The sequence below is a fragment of the Mesonia sediminis genome, from assembly GCF_042684705.1.
GTDB lineage: Bacteria > Bacteroidota > Bacteroidia > Flavobacteriales > Flavobacteriaceae > Mesonia > Mesonia sediminis.
Window position 1 is genome coordinate 82,521 of the sequence record NZ_JBHULZ010000014.1, and the last position, 20,965, is coordinate 103,485.

Consider the following 20,965-nt stretch of genomic DNA (forward strand, 5'->3'; position numbering starts at 1 on the left):
CATAATAGATCCAAAATAGATTTAGAATTAAAACAATTTGGTTTAAACCTTGCTTTGACCTAGAGTTAGTACACTAAAAGACTATAGCATCTCTAAGCAAATAAGAATTAAATAAGAAATAAAATTTAAATACCATCTCGGACTTAAATTACAAGACTTTATGAACGATTTATCTTCTCGAAAAATTATTTGCTTAAAAAATCAAAAACCCAGAAAATGGGATTGATCCGTACAAATGCATCAGCAGAATCTTTTAATTCAAAAATTAAAGCATTTAGAGCTCAATTAAGAGGAGTAAGAAGAACTGAATTCTTTCTGTATAGACTTGAAAAATTATTTGCTTAAAACTAAAAAATCCCAACTCTAAATGAATTGGGATTTTTGTTGGCCTACTAGGGCTCGAACCTAGACTCTTCTGGACCAAAACCAGACGTGTTGCCAGTTACACCATAGGCCAATGCTTGATTGCGGTTGCAAATATAAAGGAAAGTTTCAATTGTCCAAAACAAAATTTAATTTTTTTTAAAAAAATTTTCTTCAAACAATATTTAGTACCTTCGCCAGTATTATTTTTGAATTTAGAGAAAATAAACCGATTAATTTTTAGTTGCATAGCCAAGCTTACAATATAAAACTCAATGAAAGAATTTAATTTTACTTTTTGGAACAAAGCCTTAGGTTGGATTAGCTTTTTTATAGCCCTCACCGTATACACTTTAACCCTAGAACCCACCGCTAGTTTTTGGGATGCAGGCGAATATATCGCTACCTCAGCCAAATTACAAGTTGGGCATCCGCCAGGAGCACCGCTTTTTCAAATGATGGGAGCTTTTTTCTCCACCTTTGCTCCTGATGCCGAAACGGTAGCCTTTACTGTAAATATGCTATCGGCTTTCTCTAGTGCTTTTGCTATTTTATTTATGTTTTGGTCGATAACGCTATTGGTTCAAAAAATCAGCGGACCAGCAGAACAATTAAAATCAGGTGAAAAAATAGCGGTTTTAGCCAGCGGATTAGTAGGTTCTTTAGCCTTTGCCTTTACCGATAGTTTTTGGTTTAGTGCCGTTGAAGCTGAAGTATATGCAATGGCCAGTTGCCTAATGGCGATTCTTTTTTACGTAGGCCTTTTATGGGAACGCGATATGTTTAAACCCAGAGGTAATCGTTGGTTGATTTTAATCGCTTTTATCATAGGACTTAGTTTTGGTGTTCATTTTATGGGCTTACTTACCATTCCCGCTATTGGCTTTTTATACTATTTTAAAAACGTAAAAAATATCACCGTTAAGAACTTTATCATTGCCAATCTAGTAGTGGTAGGTATTCTAATGTTTATATTCAAATTACTTTTACCTTACTCGCTGGCATTCTTTGGTGAAGCCGAGGTGTTTTTTGTCAATAGTCTAGGTTTACCTTTTAACTCGGGAACTATAATTGCAGCACTAGCTTTGGTGGCTTTCTTTTATTTTGGATTGAATTATACGCGAAAGCAAAATTATATTCACATCAACACGGTTTTACTTTGTATTTTATTCATTTTCATAGGATTTTCATCTTGGATCATGCTCCCTATCCGTGCCAACGCAGGAACAGTAATCAATGAAAATAGACCCGACAATGCTCGTGAACTACTCGCTTATTATAATCGAGAGCAATATCCTGAAACTAAGTTGTTTTACGGACCCCAGTTTACTGATATTTTTGGTAGTCTAGATGCCGATAATCCTTATATCGATGATAAACCCAAATATGAAGAAAACGAGACCACAGGAAAATATGAGATTGTAAACAACTGGAAAAATGCCAAACAAAATTCTAGTAAAGAGCATAAAACCTTTTTACCTCGTATGTGGAGTACAGAACATATGGCCAACTATATGGAGTATACCGGCCCCATTGAGTTTACCATAAGTCCAGAATACCAACAAGAAGAACAATTAATTCAAACGGTAAACCAATTTAAAAAAGAGTATGCGTTAGGCCGTTTAAACAACGAAGACTACATCAGTTTTTTAAAGCAATTTAGTCCCTACCTCGTAGTTCAAAAACCTTCAGATGTTTCAAACTTCAGGTATTTAATCGAGTTTCAAATAGGGTATATGTATTGGCGTTACTTTATGTGGAACTTTGTTGGGAAACAAGATGACATCCAGGGTCGATTAAACGATTTACACGGTAACTGGCTTAGCGGAATCGATTTTATAGACGAAATACGCTTAGGTACTCAAGCTAATTTGCCGAGTGATGTTGAGAATAATAAAGGTCGAAATACCTATTTTTTCCTTCCTTTGATTTTAGGCCTTATCGGATTGCTTTTTCACGCACAAAGAGAAGTGAAAGGCTTTTGGGTCTTATTGGTTTTCTTCTTGTTTACAGGAATTGCCCTAAAAATATACCTCAACGAGCGCCCCTTCGAACCTCGAGAAAGAGATTACGCCCTTGTAGGTTCTTTCTATGTATTTGCAATGTGGATTGGAATGGGGGTTTACGCCATTTATCATAAGCTACGAAATTATATTCCAAGTAAAATAGCTGCCAGCAGTATTGGCTTGGTATGTCTATTGGCAGTTCCCGGTGTTTTAATTTCGCAAAATTATGACGACCATGATCGTTCAGACCGATATACCGCTCAGGCCATGGCTAAAAAATACCTCGACTCTGTAGATGAAAACGCCATATTATTCACTATTGGTGACAACGATACTTTTGCTTTATGGTATGTGCAAGAGATCGAAAATTACCGAACCGATGTAAGGGTGATTAACACCAGTCTTTTTGCAACCGACTGGTATATTGATCAAATGCGGGTTAAGGCTTATGAAAGCGAACCCATACGCACTACCCTTGAGAATAAAAATTACCGCTACGGGACCAATGAGTATATTCGTTACTCCCAAGATCCAAGACTTTCAGACACGTTAATGATTAGCGACTGGCTAAAATATATCAAAAGTGACCATCCTAGTACCCAAGCTGAGCTAGCCAATGGTCAGGTAATAAATACTTTTCCCGCCAAAACGCTACGCTTACCCGTTAACAAAGAAAATGCCCTTAACAGCGGCTTGGTTAAACCCGAAGACGCAGATGAGATTGTGCCTTATATAGATATAGAAATCAACAGTCAGATTCTTTATAAAAACAGGTTGCTTATGCTCGATGTAGTGGCTAATACGCAGTGGAAGCGTCCGGTGTATTTTACAGGAGGGAGTTTTGGCGACGATGATTATTTATGGATGAAAGACTATCTGCAATTAGATGGGGTTTGCTATAAGCTTGTTCCTATTAGAACCCCAGTAGATCCTAAAGATCCGTTTTCGATGGGGAGAATAGATCACGAAAAAATGTACTCAATTGTAAGCAATTGGGAATGGGGCAACAGCGGTAGCGATAAAATATACCACGACCCAGAAACGCGTAAAAACGCAATCACTTACCGCAGTAATCTAGCACGTTTAACAGAGTCTTTGCTAGCTGCCGGAGAAGAGGAAAAAGCGCTTGAAATTATCAATTTAGCCATGGAAAAAATGCCGCTTGATAAATTTGGGTATTACTCATTGGTAGAACCCTTTATTGACGGTTATTATAAGGTAGGAGAAAAACAACTGGCTAGAGATTTATGGAATAGAACCGCAGAGAAATACCAAGAGTATTTGGCTTACTATAGTCAGCTTGATTTAGAACGCCAGTATATGCTAGGAGATGAGATTGTAAGTAACATTCAGCGTTACCGTAGTTTAATCGATTTATTGGTTATCAACCAAGACGAAGAAATATTCGAAGAGAAGGTTAAAGCATTCAACAAACACCTCACTTTGTTTAATCATTTTTATGGAGATGATGAATCTATGCTAGAAAACGAATCTCTAGAAGAGTCGAGTAGTCTGAAAGAAGATGATGTCCAACCTAATCTACCAGATGATAATTTATTGGTTAATCCTGACAGTTTACCCTTGTAGTTTAAAATGATTATTGATGCAGTTGCTCAACTTGGTAAATTGATTTTTCCCAAACGTCTATGGCATATGCCAAGCGAGGAAAAATCAATTTATCTTAGTTTTGATGATGGGCCAATCCCTGAGGTAACACCATGGGTCTTAGAGCAATTGGCAAATTATGAGGCTAAAGCAAGCTTTTTTTGCATAGGAGAAAATATAAAAAAGCACCCCGAGGTATTCAAAAAAATTATAACCCAAGGCCATCGCGTAGGCAACCACACCTACAACCATTTAAACGGATGGAAAACCAATAATGAAGTCTATATAGAAAACACCGAAAAGTGCGAGAATCTTATTAAATCTTCATCAGATCAAAAATTGCTTTTTAGACCACCCTATGGTAAACTTAAGGCAAAACAGGCAAAACGTATTGCACAAAGCCATCAAATTGTTATGTGGGATATTCTCACATTAGATTACAAACCAAATATTTGCTTACACAAGCGTTGGGATTACATCAAAAAAAATACAGGCCCGGGTAGCATTTTAGTATTTCACGACAGCTTGAAAGCCGAAAAAAACCTTAAAATATTACTCCCTAATACCTTAGAATATTTCTCCCAAGCAGGATATTGTTTTAAATCACTTCCTTAAATCCGAAAAGGAGAAAGTTGTTTTAATTTTAAGTTGTTTAAAAGTAAATACTCAAAAATACCCGATGATTTTCACGGCTATTTTTATACCAAGATCTTAAAAGAAACTGGTCTCGTGTTTTCTAGTAGCTGAAAGATTTTATTCTAGCGTTAAGCTAACCGAATAAATTCGAATTTGATTTCGAGCAGTTGTTCCATTAGTACTTATATATTGCGCATAGATTTGTATGTAGTCACCAGGATTTAAGGTTACCTTTCCTCCCAGCGGTACAGTTCGAACCCTTGTATCAGGATGGTCACCCACTTCAGAGTAAATTTCTGTACCAGATGGTATTTCTATATTGGCTCCAGCACTGTCAAAACGTCTAATATAGAAGGCGTGAATGGTTGCATCTCCATTATTAGTAGATGTAGACTGATACGATAAATTACCCGTTACTGTAAAGGTTCTAGGTTCCTTCCCTTCATAAACCAACACATTATTGGTACCGGTAACATTGGAAGTAGAGTTTGAAAAGCGAAAAAGCTGCCCAGCACTAATCTGTGCATCTATCGGTACCGCAGTACTGACGTTAAATGAAGGATTGCCAGTGGTAGAATTCCTTGTTATGTAGATGTTTCCCGAAGCATTATTATCTGATTCACGAGGTATCCCTACGCAATCGACATCCCAGTTTATATCAAAATTATAACCAGGATAAGTGTTAGAACCCGAGTAGGGCTTTACAAAATCTCCAGAACCACTAAAAACAACATCCTTAATCACACCCTTATCTAAAATTGGATTGCTACTTACATCAATTCCCGTTGAACTAGCACCGACGTAAGAAAAACCGCTTGATTTTTGAATAAAATTAAACGTTCCTGTAAAAGTTTCATAAGTACCGGTGTTATTAATTTGCCATCCTATGTTATTAAGAAGTAAGCTGTTTATGTCGGTATAAGTAATTCCATCGGCATTATCGATAAACTGAAAAACATTAAAAAACACTAAACCATAACCAGATACACTTCCGATTGAGTTAAAACCACTTACCAAAACACTCTGTCCTATCAAACGTTCACTTGATGAGGCTGCTGTTAGATTAAACAGGCTTCCCGTTCTACCATTAAACAAGGTTACACTCCTTAAACTTCCTGAGGCATCACCAACAAATAGACTACTGCTACCGGTATAGTTTAAAACATCTTCATTGGTATCTTGCCCAATTAAGTAAGCTCCATTTAAATCTATACTGGCGCTTAAGGTAACGGTTCCGTTTATTTCATAGAGCGTTTGGCTGTCTAGCGTAATCACACCGCCACTTGGTGCGGGTAAATCGCTTTCACTTTTAACCAACACGTGATTATCGCGTTTGCTTTCACTGCTCAATAAGGCCAACCAGTTACTGGTGGTCTCATCGCCAGCGTTGTAATAAAATTGGTTATTATCGGTATCAAATAGCAGCAAAGAATTGGCAATACCGCTGGTTAGAGTATCACGAGACGCTTGGGCTACCCTAGGTAATAAAACACCCGCAGCCTCACTTTGCACATCAAGAATAGAACTACTATGAGGATTGTCGGTGTTTATACCTACTTGAGCAAAACCACTTAACGTAATTAACAATAAAAGATATAAGGTTATCGATTTCATTTTATCTATTTTAAAATCGAATATAAACACTTAATCTATAATTTTTGTGCTTTAAACGTTAAAATTTAAACATTTGCAGAAGCTTTTTTCAATTTAAGTACGGTAATTTCGGGCCACATTCCTACCCGACCGGGGTAAGCCAGGTAGCCAAACCCTCGATTTACGTAGAGATAACGATTAAATTCTTTGTAGAGTCCAGCCCAATTTTCGTATCGGTATTTAACCGGACTCCATTTGAACCAACCGGGTATTTCAATACCAAATTGCATGCCATGTGTATGACCACTTAAGGTAAGTTGAAATTCTTTTTCGTGTGCTTTTATTTTCTCTTGCCAGTAACTCGGATCGTGGCTCAAAAGTATTTTAAATTCTTCTTTGCTTAATTCCGCTGCAGCGCGATCTAAATCGCCATGCTTCACAAAACCGCCTTTTCCCCAATTCTCTACACCCACAACAGCCAATTTAGCATCTCCTTTACGGATGTACGTATGCTCGTTTAATAATAGCTTCCATCCCATTTGTTTTTGAATAGATTTTAAGCGATTTAAGTTCTCTTTTTTCTCTTGAGGTGAATCCCAATGCACATAATCGCCATAATCATGATTCCCTAATACAGAAAAAACACCATCTTTAGCCTTAAGTTCACCAAATAACTCTTGGCAAGCTTCCATTTCATCGGCGGTATTGTTCACCAAATCGCCTGTAAAAAAGATAGCATCACTTTTTTGTTGGTTAATTAAATCTATTGCATATTTCACCTTCTTTAGATTATCAAAACTACCGCTATGCACATCGCTTATTTGGGTAATTTGGTAACCATCAAATGCCTCTGGTAAATCGGGAAAGTTAATCTCATAGGTGAGTACCTTATAATTATACTTTCCTTTAAACATTCCGTAAAGCAGAGAACCAAAAGGAATAGCTGCCAATCCTAAAGCCAGCGTACTTACAAACTTTCTTCGGCCAGGCAAATGAGCGACTTCTGGATGAACTATTTTATTTTTTAAAAAAATTAAGGTACGAATGATATCTTCCCCCATTAAAAAAGCAATCAAAACCATTTCGGCAGCCATAAAACTCAAGAGCAGACCAAAAGCAACACTACGTTTTCCAGTAAAAACGCTTCCTGTTGCCGGTTGTAACCAATAAAATAAAAAGTAGCCCAAAAAAATAAGACTTAAGCCTATAAATAAAGCCTGTACCCAAAAATTCTTGCTTAAGGTTTTAATAGCTTGGTAACTATAAAAATTAATTGCAGCATAAAAAAGTATAAAAATTATCCAGCGCATTTTTTGTATTTTGAGATTACAAAACTAACTTATATTGCTCTTTTTAAGGTTTAATTTGGAGATAATTAACTTCTGTACAAGAATAACACATCTAATAGTACGCACACAAGCGCGTCATATTACAGCTTCTTAATTTTATTTTCGATAAAAAATCGTGTAGCTTTACGCTTCTAAATACCAGAAATTATGGCCCAGCAAAAAAGACTGTTTTTATTAGATGCTTATGCGCTAATTTTTAGAGGATATTACGCCTTGATAAAAAACCCTAGAATAAACTCAAAGGGCCAAGACACATCGGCTATCATGGGATTTGTAAATTCGCTTTTCGATGTGATTAAGCGTGAAAAACCAGATCATCTTGCAGTTTGTTTTGATAAGGGAGGAAGTAAGGCCCGTACCGAAATGTTTGGAGAATATAAAGCCAATAGAGATGAAACGCCAGATGTCATCAGGCAATCTATTCCCATTATTCAAGATATTTTAAAGGCATTGCATATTCCGGTAATAGAATTAGAAGGACTTGAAGCCGATGATATTATAGGAACCTTAGCCAAACAGGCCGAAAAAAAAGATTACCAAGTTTTTATGGTTACCCCAGATAAAGATTTTGGTCAATTGGTAAGTGAAAACATTTTTATGTACCGACCGGCACGTATGGGAAATGCGATTGAAATTTGGGGCATTGAGGAGGTTAAAAAACGTTTTGGCGTTGAAAAGCCCGAGCAGGTTATCGATTACCTCGGGATGATGGGAGATGCATCAGACAATATTCCAGGTTTACCTGGCGTAGGCGATAAAACGGCTAAAAAGTTTATTAAGCAATTTGGTAGCATGGAAGGCCTATATGAAAACATTGACCAGCTTAAAGGTAAAATGAAAGAGAAAGTCCAAGCCAATGAAGAATTAGGTAAACTTTCTAAAAAACTAGCCACCATATTTACCGATTGCGATGTAGAATTTGATGAGCAAGATTTTGAACTCTCACCACCCGACACCGAAAAACTAATGGCTTTATTTCAAGAGTTAGAATTTAGGCGTTTAAGTGAGCAGTTCCTTAAAATGTATAACGAGCAAAGCAACAACAATGGCGGTCTAACCACTCCAGAAGCCAATAAAACAAGCCAAGAAAAACCTACTGCTGGTAGCGGTCAATTTTCGCTATTTGGTAATGCGGTAAATCAGGAAGATTTAGACACTTCAGATTTCACGGGTTATCGCAATCTAGAAAACACAGCGCATTATTATCAACTTATAGAAACCGGCAAACCTTTAGAACTTTTTATCAAGCAAATGCTAAAGCAACCTGCGGTTTGTTTTGATACAGAAACCACTTCACTCAACACTTTTGAAGCCGAATTGGTAGGCATAGCCTTTAGCTGGAACAAAAACAAAGGCTATTATCTTCCCTTTCCCGAAGATCGCCAAGAAGCCAATGCTTTACTTGACCAATTAGAAGTATTTTTTACCCACGAAAGCATTATAAAAGTGGGACAAAATCTCAAATACGACATTAAGGTATTGGCTCAATATGGCATGGAGCTTAAAGGTCCTATTTTTGATACCATGTTAGCGCATTATGTTATCAATCCAGACATGCGTCATAATATGGATGTTTTAGCAGAAACCTACCTTAATTACAGTCCGCAACCCATTGAAGAACTCATAGGTAAAGGAAGAAAGAAGATTTCTATGCGCGAGGTTCCGCTAGAGCAACAAAAAGAATATGCTGCAGAAGATGCCGACATCACCTTTCAACTCAAAGAGTATTTTGGTCAAGAATTAGAAGCCACCCAGACCAAAAAACTTTATGAAGAGATCGAGTTACCCTTGGTAAAGGTATTGGCAAGAATGGAATTAGAAGGCATTCGAGTGAATCAAGATTTTCTAGAGCAACTCTCCCAAGCCTTAGAAAAAGATATTCTGGCTCTAGAAAAAACAATATATCAAGAAGCAGGGGAATCTTTTAATATTGGCTCTCCCAAGCAATTGGGCGAAATTTTATTTGGTAAATTAAAGTTGGTAGAAAAACCCAAAAAGACCAAAACCGGTCAATATTCTACGGCAGAAGATGTTTTATCTTATCTGGCTAGCGAGCATCAAATTATCGCTGATGTTCTCGCTTGGCGCGGATTAATGAAACTAAAGAGCACTTACGTGGATGCTTTACCACAACAAATACAAGAGAAAACCGGTAGAATTCATACCGAATACATGCAAACTGTAGCAGCCACAGGCCGATTGAGCAGTAACAATCCTAATTTGCAAAATATTCCTATTCGCACCGAGCGCGGTCGTGAGGTTCGAAAAGCCTTTATCCCAAGAGATGAAAATCACGTTTTGGTAGCCGCCGATTACTCCCAAATTGAGTTGCGCATCATTGCTGCGCTGAGCCAAGAAGATACCATGATCGAAGCCTTTAAAAACGGTGAAGACATACACGCCTCTACTGCTGCAAAAGTTTTTGATGTACCCTTAGCCGATGTAACCCGCGAGCAAAGAAGCAACGCAAAAACCGTAAACTTTGGGATAATTTATGGCGTATCGGCTTTCGGCTTAAGCAATCAAACCGATATGAGCCGGAGTGAAGCTGGCGACTTGATTAAAACCTATTACAAAACTTACCCCAAATTACGCGATTATATTGATAAACAAATTGAGTTTGCGCGAGAAAACGGATATGTAGAAACCGTATTAGGTAGGCGCCGATATCTTAAAGACATCAATGCAAAAAACAATGTCGTGCGCAGTGCAGCAGAGCGCAATGCTGTAAATGCACCCATTCAAGGTAGCGCAGCAGACATCATTAAAGTTGCCATGATCAATATTCAAAACCAGTTAGAAGCTAAGAATTTAAAATCTAAAATGCTGCTTCAAGTTCATGATGAATTGATTTTTGATGTACCTAAGTCCGAGTTGAAAGAATTAAAGCAAATGGTACAATATGAAATGGAAAACGCTTTTAAATTAAGTGTCCCACTTGATGTAGAGGTTGGTGTAGGCAATAACTGGCTTGAAGCGCATTAATATATTTTCAAAAACCAAGTTAAGCCATCACCTTACTATTAATTTAAAAAGATAGCTTATGAAATTTTCAATCGATTTTAAAGAAGCGGTTTTAGCCTTGTCACAAAAAGAAAAAGACCAACTCTTATTGCGTCTGCTTAAAAAGGACAAAAACCTAATCAAGCAATTGCATTTTAGGTTAATTGATGATAAAAATGTAGATGAGCGCAGAGCTATCTTAGAGCAACATATTTTAAAAATCAGTAAAAAAATTGCACAAGAATCGGTTTCACTCAACCAACTAAAGGTATTCACCAGCCGACTCAGTTCAGAAATCAGCGATCACAGTCGCACTACCAAAGATCAATTTGGCGAAGTATATTTAAATCTTTTAATGCTCAACAACTTGTTGAAGTATGGCACCTCGTTATTTGAAAATAGTAACCTTTATGCTAGTCAAAAATTTTATATTTACATCATTAAACGCATCTTTAAATGCTTGGTTCAAATTAAAAAGATGCACCAAGACCTACACTTAGAATTTCAACCCCTGTTAGAAGAATTATCAGAAAATATAGTAAAAAATGAGTTGTTAACAAAAAAGTGTATCCACCACGGTTTAGACTTTAATTGGTTAAACGTTCATCATATCCCAGAAGATATTACTGGCATTCAAAAAGAATTAAAACAGGCCGGCTTTCTTTAAAAGTATGCCTTTTTTTTCCAAAAACACACAGCTTCTCATTTTTAATAACATATAGAGCAGTGAAACATTTGTCTTTAAAGCCTTGTTTACAAATCAAACAATTGAAATTGAGTCTCTTCACATAAAAATTAACAAGACAGGCTTGTTCAATAAATTAAAAATCGTACTTTTGCAACCCATTTCCCTCAATCGGGAATGGGAAAGGAATGTTTAATTTATAAATTTATTTAGTGTGAATACATTAAGTTACAAAACCGTATCGGCCAACAAAAGCACCGTGAATAAGGAGTGGGTTGTGTTAGATGCAGAAGGACAATCGTTAGGTCGTCTTTCTTCGATCGCGGCAAAGTTGATCAGAGGAAAGCACAAGCCTAATTTCACCCCGCATGTTGATTGTGGTGATAACGTAATCGTTATAAACGCAGAAAAAATCAACCTTACAGGGAAAAAATGGGAAGCTAAGGAGTATATCCGTTACACTGGATACCCAGGCGGACAAAGAAGCTTGAATGCAGCTGGCTTATTTGAAAAAGACCCTAGAAGAGTTATTGAAAAAGCTGTAAAAGGAATGTTACCTAAAAACAAGTTAGGTTCTGCCTTATTCAAAAACTTAAAGGTTTATGTAGGTTCTGAGCATGAGCACGAAGCACAAAAACCAAAGAATATTAACTTAAACGAACTGGTGTAAATGGAGACAATTCACAAAATAGGTCGTAGAAAAACTGCCGTAGCACGTGTATTCGTACAAGCAGGTAAAGGTGAAATTACAGTAAACAAGAAAAAGGTTAACGATTATTTCACAACAGGTACATTACAATACAAAGTAAACCAACCTTTAATGTTAACTGGTAACGAAGAAGCTTTCGACTTAAATGTTACCGTTAAAGGAGGTGGTATTACTGGTCAAGCAGAAGCTGTACGTTTAGCTATTGCAAGAGCTATGTGTGCAATCGACGAAGAAAACAGAACGGCTTTAAAACCAGAAGGCTTACTTACTAGAGACCCAAGAATGGTTGAGCGTAAGAAGTTTGGTCAGAAGAAAGCACGTAAGAAATTCCAATTCTCGAAACGTTAATCGATTTCTGGAACGAATTAAAAAATCAATTTTAAATTTAAAGTATTTGTTGTTATTTCGCTTAAAGCGGAAGTTAGTTTAGCATCTAAATAGGCAAGGCCATTACACAAGTAAGCCACTTGTTTATTGCTATCTCAACAGAACGTAAACTATTACAAAAATGGCAAACAAAGTAGAAGTTAAAGAATTACTTGATGCAGGTGTACACTTTGGTCACCTAACAAGAAGATGGAACCCCAACATGGCGCCTTACATTTATATGGAGCGCAACGGGATTCACATCATCAACTTATATAAAAGTGCAGCTAAAATGGAAGAGGCGGCAAACGCCCTTAGCAAAATCGCTGCCAGCGGTAGAAAAATTTTATTTGTAGCTACCAAAAAACAAGCAAAAGAAATTGTTGCAGAAGAAGCTGAAAGAGCAAATATGCCGTACATTACAGAGCGTTGGCCTGGAGGTATGCTTACCAACTTTGTTACGATTAGAAAAGCCGTAAAGAAAATGGCTTCTATCGATAGAATGAAAAAAGATGGTACTTTCAACTCACTTTCTAAAAAAGAACGTTTACAAGTAGACCGTTTACGTGCAAAATTAGAAAAGAACTTAGGTTCTATCTCTGATATGACACGCTTACCTGGAGCACTATTTGTAGTAGACATCACTCGTGAACATATCGCGATTAAAGAAGCTCAAAAATTAAACATTCCTATTTTTGCGATGGTTGATACCAACTCTGACCCACGTGAGGTAGATTACGTAATCCCATCAAACGATGACGCTTCTAAATCAATTAAGAAAGTAATCTCTTACGTTTCAGATGCTATAGTTGACGGTTTGCAAGAAAGAAAAGCAGACAAAGACGCTAAAAAAGAAGTTAAAGCGGCAAAAAAACAAGCCGAAACTAAAGAGGCAACTCAAGAAGACAAATAAAATAATCGTTTTATAATCTATGCTAAGTCGTTTAGTAATTTTATTGTAAAATAGAGTTGCAAACGACTTTGCTTTTTAAAATTAAAATCTGAAAAAAATGGCAAAAATAACTGCTGCAGAAGTAAATAAATTAAGAAAATCTACCGGTGCCGGTATGATGGATTGTAAAAAAGCTTTAGTAGAAGCCGAAGGTGACTTTGACAAGGCTATTGAAGTATTACGTAAAAAAGGGCAAAAAGTAGCGGCAAAAAGAGCAGACAGAGAGTCTTCTGAAGGAGCTGCTGTAGCCAAAGTAAACGCCGAAGAAAACAAAGGTGTAGCTATTGTTTTAGGTTGCGAAACTGACTTCGTAGGTAAAAATGAGAATTTCTTGCAATTAGCAAGTGAGTTGGGCGAATTGGCCTTAAACTATGAAACTAAAGAAGAGTTTTTAGCTGCAGACTTTAACGGGATGAGTGTAGCCGATAAACTTGTTGAGCAAACTGGAGTTATTGGTGAAAAATTAGATATTAATGCTTTTGAGGTAGTTAAAGCTCCTTTTGTAGCGTCTTACGTGCACATTAACAAAATTGCTGCTGTAGTTGGATTCTCTGCTAAAGTAGATAACGCAGAAACCTTAGGTAAAGATGTTGCCATGCAAATTGCCTCAATGGGCGCAACAGCATTGTCTTACAAAGATCTTGACCCTGCATTCGTAGCTTCTGAAACCGAAGCTAGAATTGCTGAAATTGAAAAAGGAAATATAGAGCTTGAGCGTTTAGGAAAAACCAAGAAAAACGTACCACAGTTTATCTCTATGTCACAAATTACTCCCGAAGTAATGACTAAAGCCGAAGAAGATGCGAAAGCAGAACTTAAAGCTGAAGGAAAACCAGAGAAAATTTGGGATAGAATCTTACCAGGTAAAATGGATCGTTTCCTATCTGATAACACTACTCTTGATAAAGAAATGTGCTTATTAGATCAAACTTTTATCAAAGATGATAAGAAAAACGTAGCCGAGTATGTAGCTTCTTACGGAGAGGTTAACATTACTGAATTTAAGCGTGTTTCCTTAGGATAATTTTAAGTAGAACTCCTATTTTATATAAGCCTACAACTCAAAAGTTGTGGGCTTTTTTTTGCACTTAAATAGACTGTTTTTAAGCTAAAAAAGTTAAACCCAAGATTACCACTCAATTAATGCTATTCTACTCTATCCCCAATAACAAAATTTAAAGCCAAGAACATTATTCCTACCCCAAAAAGGTCCAGCTAAATGAATGGTTTTTTTACATGCCGTTTTTCAAACTTTAGAATATGCGTATATTTGCGCAACTTTACGACACAACTTATGCAATACAAAAGAATTTTATTAAAACTATCTGGAGAAGCTTTGATGGGCAATCGCCAGTATGGGATTGACCCAGAAAGACTCGCCGAATACGCCGCAGAAATTAAATCGGTTACCGATAAAGGAGTACAAGTAGCCATCGTAATTGGTGGTGGTAATATCTTTAGAGGAGTTGCCGGAGCCAGCAAAGGTATGGATCGCGTTCAAGGCGACCACATGGGGATGTTAGCCACGGTTATCAACGGCTTAGCCCTACAAAGTGCTTGTGAAGATGCCGGAATTCCTACTCGCTTGCAATCAGCAGTAAAAATTAATGAAGTTGCCGAACCTTTTATCCGCCGAAAGGCTATGAGACATTTAGATAAAGGCCGTGTGGTAATTTTTGGCGGTGGTACAGGTAATCCTTATTTCACTACAGACTCTGCAGCTGTACTACGCGCCATAGAGATCAATGCCGATGTCATTTTAAAAGGTACAAGAGTAGATGGTATTTACACAGCAGATCCCGAAAAGAACACCGAAGCAACAAAATTTGATTTTATTACTTTTGATGATGTACTACGCAAAGGACTAAAAGTTATGGATACTACCGCTTTTACCTTGAGCCAAGAAAACCAATTGCCGATAATTGTATTTGATATGAACAAGCCCGGTAATTTATTAAAAGTAGTACACGGCGAAAACATTGGTACTAAAGTAAACCTGTAAAAAGACTTATCGTATATTTGACAACCAGTTTATAAATTGTAAAACCATGAACGAAGAGATAGAATTAATTATAGACAGCACCGAAGAGGCCATGCAAAATGCTATTAAGCATTTAGAAAAAGAATTGATTAAGATTAGAGCCGGTAAAGCTAGTCCTAATATGGTGAGTTCAGTTTTGGTAGAGTATTACGGAAGCAAAACACCGCTTAACCAGGTGGGAAATATCAACACCCCAGATGCACGTACCATTTCTATTCAGCCATTTGAAAAATCATTGATTCCCGAAATTGAAAAAGGGATTATGAATGCCAACCTAGGCTTTAACCCTATGAATAACGGAGAAAGTGTAATTATCAATGTTCCCCCTTTAACCGAAGAACGTCGTAGAGAACTAGCCAAGCAAGCAAAAGCTGTAGCCGAAGATGCCAAAGTGGGTGTACGTAATGATCGTAAAAACGCCAACAACGAATTGAAAAAATTAGATCTATCTGAAGACATGCTTAAAGGAGCTGAAGCCGATGTGCAAGAGCTTACCGATAAACACATCGCTCAAATAGATGCCATTCTAAAAGTAAAGGAAAAAGAAATTATGACGGTTTAATTCTTTTGCTAAAATCTTTTAAAAGCGACAATCTTGTCGCTTTTTTTGTTTACTTGCATCTTATATATTTATTTATGCATAGGTTTAAAATTCTTTATCTTTTGTTGTTGGTTGGGAGCTTTGCGCATGCCCAACACCTTCTTAGAGGTAAAATAGTATCGCAAGAAGATCAAACTCCTATACCCTATGCTAGAATTGAATGGGTGAACCAAAATCAAACCGAACTCTCCAATATTGACGGAAGTTTTAATCTCAATGTTAGCCAAAAGCAAGGATATTTAAAGGTGAGTTACTTGGGCTACATCAGTAAAAAGATAAAGATTAGTTCTAACCCCTATTATCTTATCCAACTTGAACCAGACCCAGAAAAACTCGAGGAAGTTTTTGTAACCTCAACCCAACAACTCGCTCAACGTATTATTAATAAAAGCATTCAGCAAAAAGCGTACAACGACCCCGATCTTAAATTTAAAAATTACAGCTACAATAACTACCTCAAATTAATTATCGATAACCAAAAAGCAGGTTTTCAAGTTGACTTAGACACCACAAATACCAGTGTTTCTACCATTTTAAATCAAGGCCGCGCTTATTTAACCGAAGAATTTAGCAATTTTGAATATACAAAAGACAAAGGCTTACAAGAGAAAATTTTAGGCACCAGAACAGCCGGTTTCAAACAACCCGTTTTCGAAATGCTCTCATTAAACATTCAATCACCTTCTTGGTATAAAGAAAAATATACAATTTTTGGAAATGACTATGCCGGCCCTCTTGCAAAAAATACTTTTAGAAACTATCGTTATAAAGTACTAGACACCACCCAAAGTACCCGCCCTGCGTACGTTATTTACTTTCAACCCAAACGCCAAAAAACCGTAGCCTCATTAGAAGGCTTGTTATACATCGACACTTTAAACTATGGACTCCAAAAAGCTGTAGGTCAACTAAAAGGAGAGTTAGAAATAGAGGCCACGCAAAATTTCACCTATCTTTCCGAGCAAGATATTTGGTTTCCTGTAAGAAATGAAATTCTTTTAAAACCAGGAACTGGAGGTAAAAAAGTATCCATTTTTGGCGGAAGCATTAGTTTAGGTAGTCTTACTTCAAACAAGTCTAATGAGAAACCACAATATTTACAAGCTATTAGCACTAACTCAAACTGGAAGTTTAATAGTGAAAAGCCACTATTAAACCAGAAAGCGGCCATTAGCTTAGCCGCCAAGGCAACTGAGCGAAGTACTGAGTTTTGGCAGCAAAATAGGAGCATCCCCTACTCCTCCAGAGATCAACGAACATTTAAAAGTGTGGAGCAGCTAATAGAGCAACAAGATATTGACCGAAAGATTAATCTACTTCAAAATTTCAACATCGGTTATTTGCCCATAGGTTTTTTTAATCTCGATTTACGCACACTTGTTAAATACAACGATTACGAAGGATTTAGGCTGGGCGCTGGGGGAGTAACTAATCAAAATTTTGCTAAACGCTTTAGAATTGATGGATACAGCGTTTATGGGTTTAAAGACCGAGCTTTTAAATATAAAATTGGTGCAGGCTATCAACTAAACCCCAATAAAAATACTTGGTTAAACCTGAGTTATATAAATGATATTGAAGAAATAGGAACTTTTAAATACCTCACAGATGCTCGCGTTTATTCACTATTTGAGCCTCGCCTGGTAAACATCAACTTTTACTACAAATACGAATCTTATCAAGCTAACCTGCAACACCAAATTGCCCCTTCGCTTTTAAGCGAATTTAAGGTAGCCAAAACCAATATCAATCAGACTGGTGGTTACCGCTACATCGACAATCAGCGCGCCAGAAAAGCCTATGATATTACCGCGTTTACAGCAAGTTTTAGGTACAGTCCTAAAAGTACATTTTTACAAGCGCCAAACAAAAATATAGAAGTCGAGGTGGGCTATCCGCAATTCAGTTTCCAGCTAGAGCGAGCTATAAAAGGAGTACTTAACGGTGATTACAACTATACCAAATTAGGACTTAAAATGCAATATACCATAGAACGCATTACTCAAGTAAACACCGAATTCATTGCCGAAGCCAACGCAGGTTTTGGAGATTTACCGCTTACCCATACTTTTCATGCTTTCCCAAACAGCCCCAATAAAGAAACCGTTATGAATCGGTTTTCTGTGGCGGGTAGACGAACCTTTGAAACCATGTATTTTAGTGAGTTTTTTAGCGACAAACAGGCTAGTTTACAAATAAAGCATAAATTACGCCCCTTTACTATATCACAGCGTATTCAACCTCAACTGGTATTTATCTCGCGCCACGCTATTGGTGATTTTGATGCAAAAGACAGGCATCTCGGGGTGCGTTTTAATACGCTAAACAAAGGTTATCACGAAGCCGGTATAGAATTGAACAATATACTTTTTGGTTTCGGATTAAACTTTGCCTATCGCTACGGTGCCTATCACCTGCCTCAATTAGAAGATAATATCAGTCTAAAATTCACCTTTTACTTCAAGCTTTAATTGCTAAAATCACTATATTATTAGGTATCATTTTATACCTTTGCAGCCTTAATTCATACTCATGTCTAAGCTGTTTAGTTTTGGTTTTTGGAATACCATAGCGCGTATTATCTTAAGAAATAGAATCCTTATTATTATAGGAATTGTGGCCATGACCACTTTTTTGGCAATGCAATGGAAAAATATGCGGTTTTCTTACACCGAGGCCAACCTGCTACCCGATCATCATCCAGTTAACCAAGAGTATCAAAAATTTGTAAATACATTTGGCGAAGAGGGCAATGTTTTACTCATCGCAACCAATGATTCGCTTTTATTTACGCCAGAAAAACTAAATGCTTGGAATCAACTTGCTAAAAAGTTAAGTACTTTTCAAGAGGTTGAACATACGCTAGGTTTACATAATTTAAAACAATTAAAAAAGTTTGAAAACCCAGCACGGTTTGAGTTAGTTCCTGTAATTGACAGCAGTACTGCTATCAATTCGGCTGCAGCCCAAAAACTCAAAACCCATTTATTTGAAAAATTGCCTTTTTATGAAGGCCTGGTTTACAGCAAAAAATCGAATACGGTACAAACCGCAGTTTACATAGATAAGGCCATTGTAAATAGCAAAGAAAGAAAAATCTTTATACTCGAAAAACTACAACCGGTCTTAGATGAATTTAAAGAAGAAAATGATATAAAAATTCACGTTTCGGGAATGCCTTACATCCGTACGCTTAACTCGCAAAATATCATCGATGAAATTCAATGGTTTGTAGGAGGAGCTTTATTGGTAACCTCACTTATTTTCTTTTTCTTTTTTAGATCGGTGCGCGCCACTTTAATCTCTATGCTTACGGTAATTATTGGAGTAATGTGGGCTTTTGGAGTTTTAGGTTTACTGCATTATGAAATAACCGTTTTAACCGCTATTATTCCGCCACTTATTATTGTAATTGGAATTCCTAATTGTATTTTCTTGATTAACAAATACCAGCAAGAAATAAAAAAGCATGGAAATCAAGCTAAATCATTGCAACGGGTTATAGCTAAGGTTGGAAATGCAACTTTGATGACCAACGTAACTACCGCCTCTGGTTTTGCTACTTTTATTATTACAGAAAGCACCTTGCTCAAAGAATTTGGTATTGTAGCTTCAATAAATATAGTGGCTATTTTTATTCTTAGCCTTTTGATTATACCTATAATTTACAGCTATTTGGCCTTACCCAAAGAACGGCATTTGAGGCATTTAGGAAAAACCTGGATAGAAGGCTTTGAAAATTGGATTGTGCGCATGGTAAAGCATAGACGCATCACTATTTATATAGTTTCTATTTGTGCTTTGGTAATAAGTATTATTGGCATTTACACCATTAGGGTTTCGGGTAGTTTACTCGAGGATATGCCAAAAGAGGCGGCCTTTTTTAAAGATATCGAATTCTTCGAAGAAGAATTTGATGGAATTATGCCACTCGAGCTCTTGATTGACACTAAAAGACCTCAAGGAGTCACCAAATTAAGCACGCTTAAACGCATGCGCGATCTACAAGATCTGCTTGCCGAATACCCAGAACTGTCTAAACCCGTATCGATGGTAGAACTGGTGAAATATAGCAAACAAGCCTATTACAACGGCAACCCAAAATACTACCAATTACCTACTTCACAAGAGAAAAATTTTATTTTCCCGTACTTAAAGGGTGTAAATACCGAAGGCAGCAATCAGCTAAATGCCTATATAGATTCTACGGGGCAATTTGCCCGAATGACGGTTTTTATGAAAGATATTGGCACCGAAGAAATGGAGGCTATTGAAGATCAAATATGGCCAAAAATCAACAAGCTTTTTCCCGAAGATCGCTATGAAATTACCATGACAGGTAAGGCTCTGGTTTTTCAAAAAGGAACCAATTATTTGGTTAAAAACCTTGTAATGTCATTGTCTTTAGCCATTTTGCTTATTGCTATTTTTATGGCTTGGATGTTTAGGTCATTCAAAATGATTATCATATCACTAATTCCCAATTTACTCCCTCTTCTTATTACCGCAGGTATGATGGGCTTTTTAGGCATTCCTATCAAACCATCTACTATTTTGGTGTTTAGTATTGCTTTTGGTATATCGGTAGATGATACCATTCACTTTTTGGCTAAATACAGGCAAGAACTCAAGGCTAGAAACTGGAAAATTAGCAAATCGGTCTACCCCGCTTTGCGCGAAACTACCGTAAGTATGTTTTATACCTCAATTGTGCTTTTCTTTGGTTTTTCTGTTTTTATGATTAGTAGTTTTGGAGGTACTAAAGCATTAGGCGGATTGGTTTCTGCGACCTTGCTATTTGCGATGCTTTCTAACCTACTTCTGCTCCCTTCTTTATTACTTTCTTTAGCAAGAAGCATTGCCAATAAAGAAGATTTTAAAGAACCAAACTTAGAAATTCTACCAGAAGAAATGGAGGAAAAGGAATAAAACCAATTATCCAGTTGGGTCTAATTATTATAATTTTTATATTTACCCCAATTCTTTTACATAAAAATTATGCTTAATTTAAAAATTAAACCCAATCTTTTAAAGATTAAAAAAAAAGGGGGGGGGG

15 protein-coding genes and 1 tRNA gene are annotated in these 20,965 nt (G+C 36.8%); 13 read left to right on the forward strand and 3 right to left on the reverse strand.

What is annotated here, in order from left to right:
- Window positions 1-216: 216 nt before the first annotated feature.
- Window positions 217-345 (forward strand): transposase, encoded by a 129-nt coding sequence (locus tag ACFSQ0_RS02955; RefSeq protein WP_449288681.1) that lies wholly within the window; start codon window positions 217-219, stop codon window positions 343-345.
- 39 nt (window positions 346-384) lie between these two features.
- Here ACFSQ0_RS02955 and ACFSQ0_RS02960 read toward each other — a convergent pair.
- A tRNA-Gln gene (locus ACFSQ0_RS02960) sits at window positions 385-457 on the reverse strand.
- A 181-nt stretch (window positions 458-638) separates the two neighbouring features.
- On the opposite strand from ACFSQ0_RS02960, the gene ACFSQ0_RS02965 reads away from it, so the two are divergent.
- Window positions 639-3,956, forward strand: a complete 3,318-nt coding sequence (locus ACFSQ0_RS02965) for a DUF2723 domain-containing protein (protein WP_379043893.1) — start codon at window positions 639-641, stop codon at window positions 3,954-3,956.
- A 6-nt stretch (window positions 3,957-3,962) separates the two neighbouring features.
- A complete protein-coding gene (locus tag ACFSQ0_RS02970; protein ID WP_379043896.1) occupies window positions 3,963-4,589 on the forward strand; it encodes a polysaccharide deacetylase family protein in 627 nt (208 codons plus the stop codon).
- A gap of 138 nt (window positions 4,590-4,727) precedes the next feature.
- Here the strand turns inward: ACFSQ0_RS02970 and ACFSQ0_RS02975 are convergent, their stop codons facing one another.
- Both ACFSQ0_RS02975 and ACFSQ0_RS02980 read right to left on the reverse strand, forming a co-directional pair.
- The gene (locus tag ACFSQ0_RS02975) at window positions 4,728-6,224 is read right to left on the reverse strand and encodes a hypothetical protein (protein ID WP_379043899.1); all 1,497 of its coding nucleotides are present in this window, start codon (window positions 6,222-6,224) and stop codon (window positions 4,728-4,730) included.
- Between the two features lie 65 nt (window positions 6,225-6,289).
- A complete protein-coding gene (locus tag ACFSQ0_RS02980) occupies window positions 6,290-7,513 on the reverse strand; it encodes a metallophosphoesterase (RefSeq protein WP_379043902.1) in 1,224 nt (407 codons plus the stop codon).
- Between the two features lie 186 nt (window positions 7,514-7,699).
- Between ACFSQ0_RS02980 and polA the strand changes: the two genes are divergently transcribed.
- From polA to ACFSQ0_RS03030, 10 genes are all read left to right on the forward strand, one after another.
- The gene (gene polA / locus ACFSQ0_RS02985; protein WP_379043905.1) at window positions 7,700-10,537 is read left to right on the forward strand and encodes a DNA polymerase I; all 2,838 of its coding nucleotides are present in this window, start codon (window positions 7,700-7,702) and stop codon (window positions 10,535-10,537) included.
- A gap of 58 nt (window positions 10,538-10,595) precedes the next feature.
- Window positions 10,596-11,222: a hypothetical protein gene (locus ACFSQ0_RS02990; RefSeq protein WP_379043908.1), complete on the forward strand. Its 627-nt coding sequence runs from the start codon at window positions 10,596-10,598 to the stop codon at window positions 11,220-11,222.
- A gap of 232 nt (window positions 11,223-11,454) precedes the next feature.
- Window positions 11,455-11,910, forward strand: coding sequence for a 50S ribosomal protein L13 (gene rplM / locus ACFSQ0_RS02995; protein WP_379043911.1), 456 nt, complete (start codon window positions 11,455-11,457; stop codon window positions 11,908-11,910).
- The gene (gene rpsI, locus ACFSQ0_RS03000) at window positions 11,911-12,297 is read left to right on the forward strand and encodes a 30S ribosomal protein S9 (protein WP_147861611.1); all 387 of its coding nucleotides are present in this window, start codon (window positions 11,911-11,913) and stop codon (window positions 12,295-12,297) included.
- A gap of 160 nt (window positions 12,298-12,457) precedes the next feature.
- Entirely contained in the window at window positions 12,458-13,228 is a 771-nt protein-coding gene (gene rpsB / locus ACFSQ0_RS03005; RefSeq protein WP_147861612.1) for a 30S ribosomal protein S2, read from the forward strand.
- 97 nt (window positions 13,229-13,325) lie between these two features.
- The gene (tsf, locus tag ACFSQ0_RS03010) at window positions 13,326-14,291 is read left to right on the forward strand and encodes a translation elongation factor Ts (RefSeq protein ID WP_379043915.1); all 966 of its coding nucleotides are present in this window, start codon (window positions 13,326-13,328) and stop codon (window positions 14,289-14,291) included.
- Between the two features lie 270 nt (window positions 14,292-14,561).
- Window positions 14,562-15,269, forward strand: a complete 708-nt coding sequence (gene pyrH / locus ACFSQ0_RS03015; protein WP_147861614.1) for a UMP kinase — start codon at window positions 14,562-14,564, stop codon at window positions 15,267-15,269.
- Window positions 15,270-15,315: 46 nt separating this feature from the next.
- The gene (gene frr, locus ACFSQ0_RS03020; protein ID WP_379043918.1) at window positions 15,316-15,870 is read left to right on the forward strand and encodes a ribosome recycling factor; all 555 of its coding nucleotides are present in this window, start codon (window positions 15,316-15,318) and stop codon (window positions 15,868-15,870) included.
- Between the two features lie 74 nt (window positions 15,871-15,944).
- Window positions 15,945-18,380 (forward strand): DUF5686 family protein, encoded by a 2,436-nt coding sequence (locus ACFSQ0_RS03025; protein ID WP_379043921.1) that lies wholly within the window; start codon window positions 15,945-15,947, stop codon window positions 18,378-18,380.
- Between the two features lie 61 nt (window positions 18,381-18,441).
- Window positions 18,442-20,838: an efflux RND transporter permease subunit gene (locus tag ACFSQ0_RS03030; RefSeq protein ID WP_379043924.1), complete on the forward strand. Its 2,397-nt coding sequence runs from the start codon at window positions 18,442-18,444 to the stop codon at window positions 20,836-20,838.
- Window positions 20,839-20,965 lie beyond the last annotated feature (127 nt).